Source organism: Arenimonas sp. (assembly GCF_036275555.1).
GTDB lineage: Bacteria > Pseudomonadota > Gammaproteobacteria > Xanthomonadales > Xanthomonadaceae > Arenimonas.
In genome coordinates this window covers 1-13,333 of the sequence record NZ_DASUDO010000042.1, presented here as the reverse complement: position 1 = coordinate 13,333, position 13,333 = coordinate 1, and the positions used below count along the sequence as shown (strand labels likewise).

14 protein-coding genes and 4 tRNA genes are annotated in these 13,333 nt (G+C 69.1%); 15 read left to right on the top strand and 3 right to left on the bottom strand.

The window, feature by feature from the left end:
* Positions 1-7 precede the first annotated feature (7 nt).
* From pgsA to VFV21_RS11230, 7 genes are all read left to right on the top strand, one after another.
* Positions 8-568 (top strand): CDP-diacylglycerol--glycerol-3-phosphate 3-phosphatidyltransferase, encoded by a 561-nt coding sequence (pgsA, locus tag VFV21_RS11260; RefSeq protein ID WP_034211306.1) that lies wholly within the window; start codon positions 8-10, stop codon positions 566-568.
* A 54-nt stretch (positions 569-622) separates the two neighbouring features.
* Positions 623-698, top strand: a tRNA-Gly gene (locus VFV21_RS11255).
* A 90-nt stretch (positions 699-788) separates the two neighbouring features.
* Positions 789-862: transfer RNA gene (locus tag VFV21_RS11250), tRNA-Cys, on the top strand.
* A 324-nt stretch (positions 863-1,186) separates the two neighbouring features.
* A tRNA-Leu gene (locus VFV21_RS11245) sits at positions 1,187-1,273 on the top strand.
* Positions 1,274-1,297: 24 nt separating this feature from the next.
* A complete protein-coding gene (locus VFV21_RS11240; RefSeq protein ID WP_329669515.1) occupies positions 1,298-1,600 on the top strand; it encodes a hypothetical protein in 303 nt (100 codons plus the stop codon).
* Between the two features lie 14 nt (positions 1,601-1,614).
* Positions 1,615-3,243, top strand: a complete 1,629-nt coding sequence (locus VFV21_RS11235; protein WP_329669514.1) for an FMN-binding glutamate synthase family protein — start codon at positions 1,615-1,617, stop codon at positions 3,241-3,243.
* 53 nt (positions 3,244-3,296) lie between these two features.
* A tRNA-Val gene (locus VFV21_RS11230) sits at positions 3,297-3,371 on the top strand.
* A 71-nt stretch (positions 3,372-3,442) separates the two neighbouring features.
* On the opposite strand, the gene VFV21_RS11225 is transcribed toward VFV21_RS11230, so the two are convergent.
* Positions 3,443-3,955 carry a YegJ family protein gene (locus VFV21_RS11225; RefSeq protein ID WP_329669513.1) on the bottom strand — a complete coding sequence of 171 codons (513 nt, stop codon included), beginning with the start codon at positions 3,953-3,955 and terminating at the stop codon, positions 3,443-3,445.
* Positions 3,956-3,981: 26 nt separating this feature from the next.
* Complete coding sequence (locus VFV21_RS11220; RefSeq protein WP_329669512.1) at positions 3,982-4,839, bottom strand: hypothetical protein; 858 nt, start codon at positions 4,837-4,839, stop codon at positions 3,982-3,984.
* Positions 4,840-4,975: 136 nt separating this feature from the next.
* Here VFV21_RS11220 and VFV21_RS11215 point away from each other — a divergent pair, with 136 nt between their 5' ends.
* Positions 4,976-5,284 carry a hypothetical protein gene (locus VFV21_RS11215; RefSeq protein WP_329669511.1) on the top strand — a complete coding sequence of 103 codons (309 nt, stop codon included), beginning with the start codon at positions 4,976-4,978 and terminating at the stop codon, positions 5,282-5,284.
* Between the two features lie 135 nt (positions 5,285-5,419).
* Here the strand turns inward: VFV21_RS11215 and VFV21_RS11210 are convergent, their stop codons facing one another.
* A complete protein-coding gene (locus VFV21_RS11210; protein WP_329669510.1) occupies positions 5,420-5,713 on the bottom strand; it encodes a DUF1244 domain-containing protein in 294 nt (97 codons plus the stop codon).
* Positions 5,714-5,808: 95 nt separating this feature from the next.
* Here VFV21_RS11210 and folD point away from each other — a divergent pair, with 95 nt between their 5' ends.
* The 7 genes from folD to guaA all read left to right on the top strand — a co-directional run.
* Positions 5,809-6,681 (top strand): bifunctional methylenetetrahydrofolate dehydrogenase/methenyltetrahydrofolate cyclohydrolase FolD, encoded by an 873-nt coding sequence (gene folD, locus VFV21_RS11205; protein ID WP_034211292.1) that lies wholly within the window; start codon positions 5,809-5,811, stop codon positions 6,679-6,681.
* Between the two features lie 28 nt (positions 6,682-6,709).
* Complete coding sequence (locus VFV21_RS11200; RefSeq protein ID WP_329669509.1) at positions 6,710-7,585, top strand: TRAP transporter TatT component family protein; 876 nt, start codon at positions 6,710-6,712, stop codon at positions 7,583-7,585.
* Positions 7,586-7,595: 10 nt separating this feature from the next.
* Positions 7,596-8,597 (top strand): TRAP transporter substrate-binding protein DctP, encoded by a 1,002-nt coding sequence (gene dctP / locus VFV21_RS11195; RefSeq protein WP_329669508.1) that lies wholly within the window; start codon positions 7,596-7,598, stop codon positions 8,595-8,597.
* Positions 8,597-9,091 (top strand): TRAP transporter small permease, encoded by a 495-nt coding sequence (locus tag VFV21_RS11190; RefSeq protein ID WP_329669507.1) that lies wholly within the window; start codon positions 8,597-8,599, stop codon positions 9,089-9,091. Before dctP ends, VFV21_RS11190 begins: the two co-directional genes overlap by 1 nt.
* Positions 9,088-10,368: a TRAP transporter large permease subunit gene (locus VFV21_RS11185; protein WP_329669506.1), complete on the top strand. Its 1,281-nt coding sequence runs from the start codon at positions 9,088-9,090 to the stop codon at positions 10,366-10,368. Before VFV21_RS11190 ends, VFV21_RS11185 begins: the two co-directional genes overlap by 4 nt.
* 141 nt (positions 10,369-10,509) lie before the next feature.
* Entirely contained in the window at positions 10,510-11,967 is a 1,458-nt protein-coding gene (gene guaB / locus VFV21_RS11180) for an IMP dehydrogenase (RefSeq protein ID WP_329669505.1), read from the top strand.
* Positions 11,968-12,082: 115 nt separating this feature from the next.
* A partial coding sequence (gene guaA / locus VFV21_RS11175) for a glutamine-hydrolyzing GMP synthase (protein WP_329669504.1) occupies positions 12,083-13,333 on the top strand: 1,251 nt, incomplete at its 3' end.

Below are 13,333 nucleotides of genomic sequence, written 5' to 3'. Positions count from 1 at the left end.
GGACGCCGTGACCCTCACCATCCCCACCATGCTGACGCTGATGCGGATCCTGCTGATCCCGGTGATGGTGGTCGTTTTCTACCTGCCCTACGGCTGGACCAACCTCGCGGTCGCCGGCATCTTCATCTTCGGCGCGCTCACCGACTGGCTCGACGGCTGGATCGCGCGTCGCTACGGCATGTATTCGGCCTTCGGCGCCTTCCTCGACCCGGTGGCCGACAAGCTGACGGTGGCCTTCGCGCTGCTGCTGGTGGTGGAGCGCCACGACACCCCGTGGATGGCCCTGCTCAGCGCCGTGATCATCGGCCGCGAGATCACCATTTCGGCCCTGCGCGAGTGGATGGCGCAGATGGGTGCGCACGGCCTGGTCAAGGTGGCGGGGCTGGGCAAGCTCAAGACCATCGTCCAGATGACCGCCATCAGCTGCCTGCTGTTCCAGGAAGACTTGCTGGGCCTGCCGGTGTTCCGGATCGGCGAATGGCTGCTGGCGATCGCGGCGGCCCTGACCCTGTGGTCCGGCTTCGACTACCTGCACGCGGCCTGGCCGACGATGCGGAAGAAGGGCTGATTTGAAAAAGGGTGTTGACACCCTCGGGGGCTTCCCCCAAAATGCGCGTCTCTTGCGGGAATAGCTCAGTTGGTAGAGCACGACCTTGCCAAGGTCGGGGTCGCGAGTTCGAGTCTCGTTTCCCGCTCCAGTTCCAGACAAAACCCCGCCCGCCGGGGTTTTGTTTTTTAAGGCGGTGGCAACCGCCGCTGGACGCGCTAAGCTTCCGGCAACGCTATCCGGCCGGGTGGCAGAGTGGTTATGCAGCGGACTGCAAATCCGCGTACGCCGGTTCAATTCCGACCTCGGCCTCCAGTGTTGAAGCCCCGCTCCGGCGGGGTTTTTTTTGGCCTGGGCCTTGGCGTTGGCGTGGGGCTGGCTTCGGATGGGGGTTCACCATTCGAACGCGGATCAGAGCGGATTCACGCGGATAAGAGCGGATCAAGCTTGGAGGGGGCCGAGGCCACCCGATCGAGCCAAGCCAAGCCATTCCTATCTCCACCAGCCCAACTCCAAGCTTTGCTGCATCCGCCTTCATCCGCGGGAATCCGCTCTGATCCGCGTTCGATCATTTGAACCCCCACTACCGCGAACCACAGCGCTGGCGACGCACGGCGGGTTGCGGCACCATCGTGGCAAGCCCGGGTGGCGAAACTGGTAGACGCATGGGACTTAAAATCCCCCGGCCGCAAGGCCATGTGGGTTCGACCCCCACCCCGGGCACCACGCACGCAGGGGAGTAGCGACGCGATGTCGATGTGGCTGGTGGGGTTCCTTTATTTCGCGGTGGACCTGGCGGCGGTGCTGCTGCTGGCGGCGTGCTGGCAGCGCACGCGCATCCTGGGGTTCGCGATCGTGGCCGCCAGCTTCGTCGTTGGCATCCTCGCCCGCTGGGCGGTGCCGTGGATATACGACGCCGTGGACATGGGCGACGGCGACATGGCCTGGGCCGCGAGCATGATCGTGCAGTTGGTCTACCTGGTGATCGCGGGCATCGCCGTCGCCGGGTTCTGGGACATCTACCGCGTGCTCAAGGCGCGCCCCGCCGCCTGAGCCGGGAGCCGAGCATGCTGCCTGCCCGTTACTGGCCCTTCGCCACCTGCCTGCTGCTGACGCTGGCGTTCGGCTATGCGGTCACGCTGACGCCCGTCGCCGGCTGGGGCCTGGCCGTGTTCGGCGGACTGTCGCTACTGGGCACCTGGGACCTCGTGCAGCGCAAGCAGGCGCTTCGCCGCAATTTCCCGGTCACGGCGCATTTCCGCTACGCGCTCGAGTCGATCGGGCCGGAGATCCGGCAGTACTTCATCGAGTCCGACACCGTCGAGCTGCCGTTTTCGCGGCAGCAGCGCGCCATCGTCTACCAGCGCGCGAAGAACGTGCTGGACAAGCGTCCGTTCGGCACCCAGCGCGACGTCTACGGCGACAAATACGAGTGGATGAACCATTCGCTGCAGCCGGCGAAGATCGACTCGCACGATTTCCGCATCACCCTCGGCGAGGGACGCGCGCAGCCGTATTCGGCCAGCGTGTTCAACATCTCGGCGATGAGCTTTGGCTCGCTGTCGGCCAACGCCATCCGCGCGCTGAACCAGGGCGCGAAGCTCGGCGGCTTCTACCACGACACCGGCGAAGGCTCGATCTCGCGCTACCACCGCGAGCACGGCGGCGACCTGGTGTGGGAAATCGGCTCGGGCTACTTCGGCTGCCGCAACGCCGAAGGCGGCTTCGACGAGGAGAAGTTCCGCATCAATGCCTGCGACCCGCAGGTGAAGATGATCGAGCTCAAGCTCAGCCAGGGCGCCAAGCCGGGGCAGGGCGGCATCCTGCCGGCGGCGAAGGTCAGCGCCGAGATCGCCGAGGCGCGCGGCGTGCCGCAGGGCGTGGAGTGCCACTCGCCGGCGGCGCATTCCGCCTTCTCGACGCCGATCGAGCTGCTGCAGTTCATCGACCGGCTGCGCACGCTCTCGGGCGGCAAGCCGACCGGCTTCAAGCTGGCCATCGGCCACCCCTGGGAGTGGTTCGCGATCGCCAAGGCGATGAAGCAGACCGGGATCCTGCCGGATTTCATCGTGGTGGACGGCGGCGAAGGTGGCACCGGTGCCGCCCCGCTGGAGTTCACTGACCACGTCGGGGCGCCGATGCGCGAGGCGCTGCTGCTGGTGCACAACACGCTGGTGGGCTTGGACCTGCGGTCGAAGATCCGGATCGGCGCGGCCGGCAAGATCGTCACCGCCTTCGACATCGCCCGCACGCTGGCGTTGGGCGCGGACTGGGTTAACGCCGCGCGCGGCTTCATGTTCGCGCTGGGCTGCATCCAGAGCCAGAGCTGCCACACCGACCGCTGCCCGACCGGCATCGCCACCCAGGACCCGAACCGGCAGGCGGCGCTGGACCCCGACGGCAAGGCGGTGCGCGTGGCCAACTTCCACCGCAACACGCTGGTGGCGCTGAAGGAGCTGCTGGCCGCGGCCGGCCTGCGCCATCCGCTGGAAATCGGGCCGGAGCACATCATCCGCCGGGTCTCGTCCACCGAGGTGCGTTCGCTGGCCAAGCTGCACCACTTCGTGCCGCAGGGGCAGCTGCTGGAGGCGGTGCCGGAGCACCCGGTGTTCCAGGTGTTCTGGGACCAGGCCCGGGCCGAGACCTTCTCGCCCCCGGCCAAGGCCGCGGAAATGCAGGCCAGCAAGCAGCAGTGAGCCGCGTTCTTGACCACCCGGGGGGCGGCCACGTAAGATTCGCGCTGTCTTCCGGGCGGTTAGCTCAGCGGTAGAGCATCGCTTTCACACGGCGAGGGTCACAGGTTCAAGCCCTGTACCGCCCACCAGTTCCAGGGAATGGCCACCTTCGGGTGGCCATTTTTTTGGCTATGTTGGGGCGGCGCAGCACGCTTGCTGCCTACCAGAGGCCATCGCACTGAAGGCCATACTGACGCTTGAGCTCCGTGCGCTCCGCGACAGGCGAGTTTTCAAGCATCGCGCAAGCCGTATGGTTGCCTACCACGGCCTCGCCCTGAAAGTACATCCAGTCCACGATCTCGGCCTTCGAGAACGAGATCTCGCTCCCCAGGCTTACCAGCCGGACCATGGTTGGCTCGTTGCTGACTGTGCCGATGAACCTCCCTGCCTCTTCGCGAAAGGGCGTGATCCAGAAGTACTCCGTGTCCTCGCCTTCAGACACCCCTACCTTGACCGCGAATCCCGAGGAGTCCGGCGGCGGGCTGCGCCAAGTCTCGAGGAAGCGGTCCCGGCCTTCGCGGGCGCGCACGTAGGCTCGCTCCATTGCAGGATTGCCCTGCTCAACCCGGTACACATCACCCAATTCACCGTTCGGCCCGACGGCAGGCGCTTCGCAACCGGACAAGGTGGCCAGGACCAATAATGCGGCGAGGTAGATCGATCGTTTCGGCATGCTCGGTTCCGATGGGTGGGTTGGAATCACTCCAACTGCGCCTTCGCCAGTTCAGCGTCGAGCTTTTCCATCGCGTCCTTGGGCTTGAGCTTGCCGGCCTTCTCGTAGGCGGTGGCGGCGGCGTCTTCCTTCTTGTCGCCGTGCAGGAGCAGCAGGAGGTTGCCGTGCTCGAAGTGGGCGATGGGGGAATCGGGCGTCAGTTTCAGCGCGGTGGCCAGGTGCTTCTCGGCCTCGCTGGCCTTGGCGCCGTAGGTCATGCCGCCCACCAGCGCGCCGATCTTGCTGATGATCTCGGCGTGGTAGAGGCCCAGCGCGGTGTGCGCCTCCGCGTGCTTGGGCGCGAGTTCGAGCGTCGCTTCGAGCGCTTTCCTGACCTTCGTGGCGAGGCCCATCTTCAGCGCCTTGGCGATCGAGATGCCCTGGCTGTAGCGGCCCATGGCGTGGGCGTAGCGGTAGTGGCTGTTGGCTTCGTCGGGCAGCGCGGCGATGGCGGCTTCGGCCAGCTTGCCGGCCTGCTCGTAGCGCGCGAGCTGCTCGTCCTCGTCATCGACCAGGTGCGTGGCGTGGATGGCCAGCGCTTTGCAGGCGACGGACGCGCCCACCGGGCCGAGGGCCGAGCCCGCCTCGAAGGCCTGCTGGAAGTCACCGCGGTGGAAGGCGCGCCAGGCCTCCTGCAGCGCCTCGGCCAGCGCCGCGGCGTCCAGGCCCTTCGGCGCGGCCTTGCCGGCGGCCTTGATCAGCGCGGCGGCGCGCTTGTCGTCGGGAAAGGGTTCGCAGTCGCCGGCGTGCAGCGACGGCCACGCCTTTTTCAGCTTGTCGCCGGACTGGTCGAAGGCCTTGGCCTCGTGCGGGAACTTGGCCCAGGTCGATTTCTTCGCAGCCATGGCGGGTCTCCGTGCAGGGGAGGCCAGCATGTCGCGGGGCCCGGCGGGCCGCAAGCGCGGCTAGTGTGATTGCTCGGGTGCGGCGGCACAGACTCGGGCGCGAACGGCCATCCCGGCCATCGCCACGAGGTGTCCCATGACCCGCTCGAACCCGACCCGCCGCCGCAGCCCCGCCCGCAAGACCGAGATCAGCCCGCGCGCCGTCATCCTGGCCGGCATCGGCGCGGTCTCGCTGGGCCGCAAGCAGGCCCAGGCCAAGCTTGGCCAGGCCGAAGCCATCGCCCGCCAGACCCGCGACCAGGCCGAATCCTTCGTCCGCCAGGCCCGCGCCCAGGTCGAAACCGCGCTGGCCCCGGTGCTGGTGAAGCTGGGCGTGAAGCGCGCCCCGGCCAAGCGCAAGGCCCGCGCCAAGCGCACGACCGCGCGTTCGCGCAAGCGCGCCTGAACCGAGATCTCTCTCCCGTCAGTGGGATTTACCGCCCCGGTCGATTGGCCGGGGCTTTTTTTTGTGGGAGGGACTTCAGTCCCGATGCCTTTGGGCGAAAGGCATCGGGACTGAAGTCCCTCCCACAGGGTGTCGTCAGGGGTGGGCGCGGCGGGCGGCTTCGAAGGCGGCGAGCTGCTCGGGCGTGGCTTCCGGCTGGTACTTCGCCTTCCACTCGGGGAAGGGCATGCCATAGATGGCCTCGCGGGCGGCATCCTTGCCGATCGGGGTGCCGGCGGCCGCGGCGGCTTCCTCGTACCAGGTGGACAGGCAGTTGCGGCAGAAGCCGGCCTGGATCATCAGGTCGATGTTCTGCACGTCGGTGCGCTGCCGCAGGTGGGCGACCAGCCGGCGGAAGGCGGCGGCTTCGAAGGCGATGGTGTCGGTCATTTTCCGGTAGCCGGGCAGGGAAGGGTTCGGGGATAATCGCATTTCGCGACCCGGACCCGCCCGCGCGGGGCCGCCCCCACTGTACCCGGAGCGCCATGACCGCCCGCATCCTCGACGGCAAAGGCATCGCCGACGCCCTGCTCGACGACCTCGCCCGCCGGGTGCAGGCCCGCATCGCAGCCGGCAAGCCCGCGCCTGGCCTCGCCGTGGTGCTGGTGGGCCAGGACCCGGCCTCCGCCGTCTACGTGCGCAACAAGCGCCGCGCCGCCAAGAAGGTGGGCATCCGCGCCATCGACTACGACCTGCCGGCGGAAACCACCGACGCCGAGCTGGCCGCGCTGATCGACCGCCTCAACGCCGACCCGGCGATCCACGGCATCCTGGTGCAGCTGCCGCTGCCCGGGAACCGCGACGCCACCTGGCTCATCCACCGCATCGACCCGCGCAAGGATGTGGACGGCTTCCATCCCGAGAACGTCGGCCACCTGGCGCTGCGCCAGTTCGGCCTGCGGCCGTGCACGCCGCGCGGCATCACCACGCTGCTGGCCTACACCGACCGGCCCGTGCGCGGGCAGAGCGCCACCATCGTCGGCGTCAGCAACCACGTTGGCCGGCCCATGGCGCTGGAGCTGCTGATCGCCGGCTGCACCACCACCAGCTGCCACAAGTTCACCCCGCGCGAGGTGCTGGAACGACACGTGCGCGAGGCCGACATCCTGGTGGTCGCGGTCGGCCGCCCGGGCCTGGTGCCGGGCGAATGGGTCAAGCCGGGCGCGGTCGTGATCGACGTCGGCATCAACCGCCTCGACGATGGCCGCCTGGTCGGCGACGTCGGCTTCGACGCCGCCTTCGAGCGCGCCTCCTGGATCACCCCGGTGCCGGGCGGGGTGGGGCCGATGACCGTGGCCACCCTGATGCAGAACACGCTGGAGGCCGCGGACGCCTCCGATGCCACCGTCGCGTCATGATGACGCCGGAGCATCAACACTCATGGCCATGACCCGACGCCTCGCGCCCCGCCTCCTGCTGATCGCGGCCATGCTGCCGCTGGCCGGCTGCGCGACGCTGGTCGGCCGCGCCAGCGACCAGCTGGCCGCGCAGCTGGGCAGCGCCATCACCAACAGCAACGACCCCGCCACCGTGCGCGACGGCCTGCCGGCCTACCTGCTGCTGATCGACGGCCTGGTGGAAGGGCAGAAGCCCGGCGATCGCCGCAACGCCGGCCTGCTGTTCGCCGCGGCCGAACTCAATGGCGCCTACGCCGGCAACTTCACCGGCGACGACAAGGCGCGTTCGCGCCGGCTGGCCGCCAAGGCGATGGACTACGCCCGCCGCGGCACCTGCGCGCAGGATGCGCGCCTCTGCGACGCGCTCGACGCCGACATCGAGACCTTCAACGCCGCGCTCGCGGCCGCGCCGGCGAAGGACGTCGCCGGCCACTACGCGCTGGCCGCGGCCTGGGTGGGCTTCCTGCAGGCCAACAGCGAGGACTGGGGCGCCATCGCCGACCTGCCCAAGGTGCAGGCGCTGCTCGAGAAAGTGGTCGCCACCGACGCCGCCCACGCGCGGGGCATGCCGCACGTCTACCTCGGCGTGCTGCACTCGCTGCGCCCCGAGGCCATCGGCGGCCAGCCCGCGCGCGGCCGCGCCCACTTCGAGCAGGCGCAGGCGCTGTCCGGTGGCCGCAACCTCTACGCCAAGACGCTGATGGCCGAGTACTACGCGCGCCTGCTGTTCGACCAGGCACTGCACGACCGCCTGCTGGCCGAGGTGCTGGCCGCCGACCCCGCCGAACCCGGCTTTACGTTGATGAATGTGCTGGCCCAGCAGCGCGCCGCGGCGCTGGTGGAAAGCGGCAAGGACTATTTCTGAGGATGCGCCCGTGACGTCGACCCGCTTCGCCCGCTGCCTGTTCGCCTTCGGCCTGGCGCTGGTGCTGTCCGCACCCGCGGCGGCGCAGGCCATCAAGATCGCCACGCTGGCGCCGGACGGCTCGGCCTGGATGCGCGAACTGCGCGCCGCCGCCGCCGAAGTGAAGGCGGGCACCGACGGCCGCGTGGACGTGAAGTTCTATCCCGGCGGCGTGATGGGCAACGACGCGGTGGTGCTGCGCAAGATGCGCCTGGGCCAGCTGCAGGGCGGCATCCTGACCTCGAGCGAACTGTCGCTGGTGTACCCCGACGCGCCGATCTACAGCCTGCCGTTCCTGATGTCCTCGTGGGAGGAGGTGGACCGCGTGCGCGCGGCCGTCGACCCCCTGCTCGCCAAGGGCTTCGAGGAGCGCGGCATCCGCATGCTCGGCGTTTCCGGCCTCGGCTTCGCCTACCTCATGGGCGACAAGCCGCTGGGCACCGCCGCCGACATGGCCGGCCGCAAGCTCTGGGTCCCGCAGAACGACGCCGTCGCCGCGCGCATCTTCGAGATGGGCGGCGTCAGCACCATCCCGCTGCCGATCGGCGACGTGTTCACCAGCCTGCAGACCGGCCTGGTGGACACCGTGGTGAACACGCCCAGCGGCGCGGTGGTGCTGCAGTGGCACGGCAAGATGAAGCACATGGTCGACCTGCCGCTGACCTTCGTGGTCGGGTTCCTGGTGGTGGACGACAAGGCCTGGAAGCGGCTTTCGCCGGCCGACCAGGCGGTGCTCGCCAAGGCCTTCGCCGAGGCCGGCAAGCGCATGGACGCCAACACGCGCCGCGACGATGCGGCGGCGCTGGAAGCCATGAGGAAGCAGGGCCTGAAGGTGTCGCCGATGGATCCGGCCGAGGCCCGCCGCTGGCAGGCACTGGGCCGCCAGCTGATCGGCGAGATGGAGGCGCAGCGCAAGATCTCGCCCGAACTGCTCGCCGCCGTGCGCCAGGCGCTGGCCCAGAAGACGCCCTGATGCTCGAGCGCTGGCTGGGCCGCCTGCACCGGGTCGAGGACGCGCTGCTGGCGAGCCTGCTCGGCGCGCTGCTGCTGCTTTCGGTGGCGCAAATCGCGCTGCGCCTGCTGTTCGATTCCGGGCTGGACTGGGCCGAGCCGGTGAGCCGCGCCGGCGTGCTGTGGCTGGCGCTGCTGGGGGCGCTGGGCGCCACCCGCACCGGCAAGCACATCGCCATTGATGCACTTCCGCGCGCGCTGCCCGCCGGGGCGCAGCGGGTGCTCTGGGCCGTGGCGCAGCTGGCGGCCGCGGTCATCGCGCTGTGGCTGGCGTGGCTGGGCGTGGGCCTGGTCGGGCTGGAGCGCGAGGCGCCGGTGCCCTTCGTGGCCGGCATCCCGAGCTGGGTGCCGATGCTGGCGCTGCCGGCCGGCTTTGGGCTGATGGGCCTGCGCTTCCTCGTGGCCGCCGCGCTGCCGCCGCCGGTGCATGCGGTGATGGGCGAGGGCAGTCCGTGAGCCTCGGCGTCGGGCTGGCCGTCATCCTGGGGCTGGCCGCGCTGGGCATGCCGCTGTTCGCGGTGATCGCGGCGATCGCGCTGCTGGGCTTCCACCTGGCCGGCTACGACCTGATCGCGGTGGCCGTCGAGTTCTACCGGCTCGGGGACATGCCCGGGCTGATCGCGATCCCGCTGTTCACGCTGGCCGGCTACCTGCTGGGGGAAAGCCAGGCCCCGAAGCGGCTGGTGCGGCTGTCGAACGCGCTGCTGGGCTGGCTGCCAGGCGGGCTGGCGATCGTGGCCATCGTCGCCAGCGCCTTCTTCACCGCGTTCACCGGCGCCTCGGGCGTGACCATCGTGGCGCTGGGCGCGCTTCTGTACCCGGCGCTGCGGCAGGCCGGCTACGGCGAGCGCTACAGCCTGGGCCTGGTGACGGCGGCCGGCAGCCTGGGCCTGCTGTTCGCGCCCTCGCTGCCGCTGATCCTCTATGGGTTCGTGGCCGGGCAGATGGGCTCGGACCCGCCGGTGACCATCCCCGACCTGTTCCTGGCCGGCCTGCTGCCGGGCCTGCTGATGGTGGCCCTGCTGTCCCTGCATGCGATGTGGGTGGGGAAGGGCATCGCACAGCCCCGGCACCGGTTCGACACCGCCGAGCTGGCGCGGGCCCTGCGCGAGACCGCCTGGGAGCTGCCGCTGCCGGTGATCGTGCTGGGCGGCATCTACACCGGCGCGCTGGCGGCGAGCGAGGCCGCAGCTGTTACGGCACTTTATGTATTGATCGTAACTGTATTGGTTAAAAAGGAAATAAGTTTCCGGAAACTGCCCGGGGTCATGGCGGAATCGATGCGCCTGGTCGGCGCCATCCTGCTGATCCTCGGCGCCGCGCTGGCGCTCTCGAACTGGCTCGTGGACCAGGAGGTCCCGGCCACCCTGTTCGCCGCGCTCAGCGAACACGTCGACAGCCCCTGGGTGTTCCTGCTGCTGCTCAACCTGTTCCTGCTGGTGGTGGGCATGCTGCTCGACATCTTCTCGGCGGTGGTGATCCTGACCCCGCTGCTGTTGCCGGTGGCCGCGGGCTTCGGCATCCACCCGGTGCACCTGGGCATCGTGATGCTGGCCAACCTGCAGCTGGGCTACTTCACCCCGCCGGTGGGCATGAACCTGTTCATCGCCGCCTACCGCTTCGGCCAGCCGGTGCTGGTGCTGGTGCGGGCCTGCGTGCCGTTCTTCCTGGTGCTGGCGGCGGCCGTGGCCCTGATCACCTGGTGGCCCGCGCTTTCCCTGGACCTCCTGTAACCACGCCCCCTGTGGGAGGGACTTCCGGCCCGAAGCCTTTCGCCGAAAAGCTTCGGGCCTGAAGGCCCTCCTACAGTGTTCTGTCCGGGGGAGGGGCGACCCGGCTATAATTGCGCGCTTCCCAATCCCCGGAGCCGCTCCATGCTGCGCATCCAGGCCGAAGCGCTGACCTTCGACGACGTATCCCTCGTTCCCGCGCACTCGGCCGTCCTGCCCAAGGACGTCAGCCTGGGCACCCAGCTCACCCGCGGCATCTCGCTGAACCTGCCGATCGTGTCCGCCGCCATGGACACCGTCACCGAGGCGCGCCTGGCCATCGCGATGGCCCAGCTCGGCGGCATCGGCATCATCCACAAGAACATGTCGGTGCAGCAGCAGGCCGCGCACGTCGCCCAGGTCAAGAACTTCGAGGCCGGCGTCATCCGCGAGCCTTTCACCGTCGGCCCCGACACCACCATCGGCGAAGTGATCCGCCTCACCCGCGCCCGCAACATCTCCGGCGTGCCGGTGGTGGACGGCGGCCAGCTCGTGGGCCTGGTGACCAGCCGCGACATGCGCTTCGAGAAGAAGCTGGACGATCCGGTCCGCCACATCATGACCAAGAAGGACAAGCTCGTGACGGTGCGCGAAGGCGCCAGTGACGACGAAGTCCTGCAGCTGATGCACAAGTTCCGCATCGAAAAAGTGCTGGTGGTGGACGACAGCTTCGCGCTGCGCGGCCTGATCACCGTCAAGGACATCCAGAAGGCGCGCGACAACCCCAACGCCGCCAAGGACGCCGACGAGCAGCTGCTGGTCGGCGCCGCGGTCGGCGTCGGCGGCGACACCGAGGCGCGCATCGCCGCGCTGGCGGCGGCCGGCGTGGACGTGGTGGTGGTCGACACCGCCCACGGCCACTCGCAGGGCGTCATCGACCGCGTCGCGTGGGTCAAGAAAACCTTCCCGAACCTGCAGGTCATCGGCGGCAACATCGTCACCGGCGACGCCGCGCTGGCGCTGTTCGACGCCGGCGCCGACGCGGTGAAGGTCGGCGTGGGCCCGGGCTCGATCTGCACCACGCGCATCGTCGCGGGCGTGGGCGTGCCGCAGATCACTGCGGTGGGCATGGTGGCCGAGGCGCTCAAGGGCCGCATCCCGCTGATCGCCGACGGCGGCATCCGCTACTCGGGCGACATCGCCAAGGCCCTGGTGGCCGGCGCCAGCACCATCATGATCGGCGGCCTGTTCGCCGGCACCGAGGAAGCCCCGGGCGAGGTCGAACTGTTCCAGGGCCGCAGCTACAAGAGCTACCGCGGCATGGGCTCGCTGGGCGCGATGGAGCAGGGCAGCAAGGACCGTTATTTCCAGGACGCCTCCGACGCCGACAAGCTGGTTCCGGAAGGCATCGAGGGCCGCGTTCCCTACCGCGGCCTGCTGCGCAACATCGTGCACCAGCTGGCGGGCGGCGTGCGCGCCTCCATGGGCTACGTCGGCTGCGCCACCATCGAGGAGATGCGCACGCGACCGAAGTTCGTGCGCGTCACCAACGCGGGCACGCGCGAGGCGCATGTGCATGATGTGCAGATTACGAAGGAACCGCCGAACTATCGGATGGGCTGAAGGGCAGGAGTTAGTGGATAGGAGTCAGGAGTTAGTGAGGGCCCAACTCGCCCCGATCCACCATCGCGCGCCGCCCCCGCTTCCACTACCTCCTAACTTCTAATCACTAACTCCTATGCATTCCGATATCCACAGCGACAAGATCCTGATCCTCGACTTCGGCGCGCAGTACACGCAGCTGATCGCCCGCCGGATCCGCGAGTTCGGCGTCTACTGCGAGATCTGGGCCTGGGACCACGACCCGGCCGAGATCGCGAAGTACGCGCCCAAGGGCATCATCCTTTCCGGTGGCCCGGAGTCGACCGTCGAGGACGGCTCGCCCCGCGCGCCCAAGGAAGTGTTCGACGCCGGCGTGCCGATCCTCGGCATCTGCTATGGCATGCAGACCATGGCGATGCAGCTCGGCGGCCGGGTCGAGGCGGGCCACCACCGCGAGTTCGGCTATGCCGAGGTCGAGGTCGTGGCCGAGTGCGGCCTGCTCGACGACCTCAAGGACCACGCCGGCAGCCCGCCGCGGCTGGACGTGTGGATGAGCCACGGCGATCGCGTCACCGCGATCCCGCCGGGCTTCCAGGTCACCGCCCGCACCGCCGCGGTGCCGATCATCGCCATGGGCGACGACGCGCGCCGCTGGTACGGCGTGCAGTTCCACCCCGAGGTCACCCACACCAAGTCCGGCGAGCAGATGCTGCGCCGCTTCGCGGTGGACATCTGCGGCTGCGCCACGCTGTGGACCGCCGCGAACATCATCGACGACCAGATCGAGCGCGTACGCGCGCAGGTCGGCGAGGACGAGGTGCTGCTGGGCCTGTCCGGCGGCGTCGACTCCTCGGTGGTCGCGGCGCTGCTGCACAAGGCCATCGGCGAGCGCCTGACCTGCGTGTTCGTGGACACCGGCCTGCTGCGCTGGCAGGAAGGCGACCAGGTGATGGCGATGTTCGCCGAGCACATGGGCGTCAAGGTCATCCGCGTGAACGCGGCCGACCGCTATTTCGCCGCGCTCAAGGGCGTGGACGAGCCCGAGGCCAAGCGCAAGATCATTGGCCGCCTGTTCGTCGAGATCTTCGAGGAAGAGTCGGCCAAGCTGCGCAACGTGAAGTGGCTGGCCCAGGGCACCATCTACCCCGACGTGATCGAGTCCGGTGGCGCCAAGACCAAGAAGGCCACCACCATCAAGAGCCACCACAACGTCGGTGGCCTGCCCGAGCAGCTCGGCCTGAAGCTGCTCGAACCCCTGCGCGAACTGTTCAAGGACGAGGTGCGCGAACTGGGCGTGGCGCTGGGCCTGCCGGCCGAAATGGTCTACCGCCACCCCTTCCCGGGCCCGGGCTTGGGCGTGCGCATCCTGGGCGAGGTGAAGAAGGAG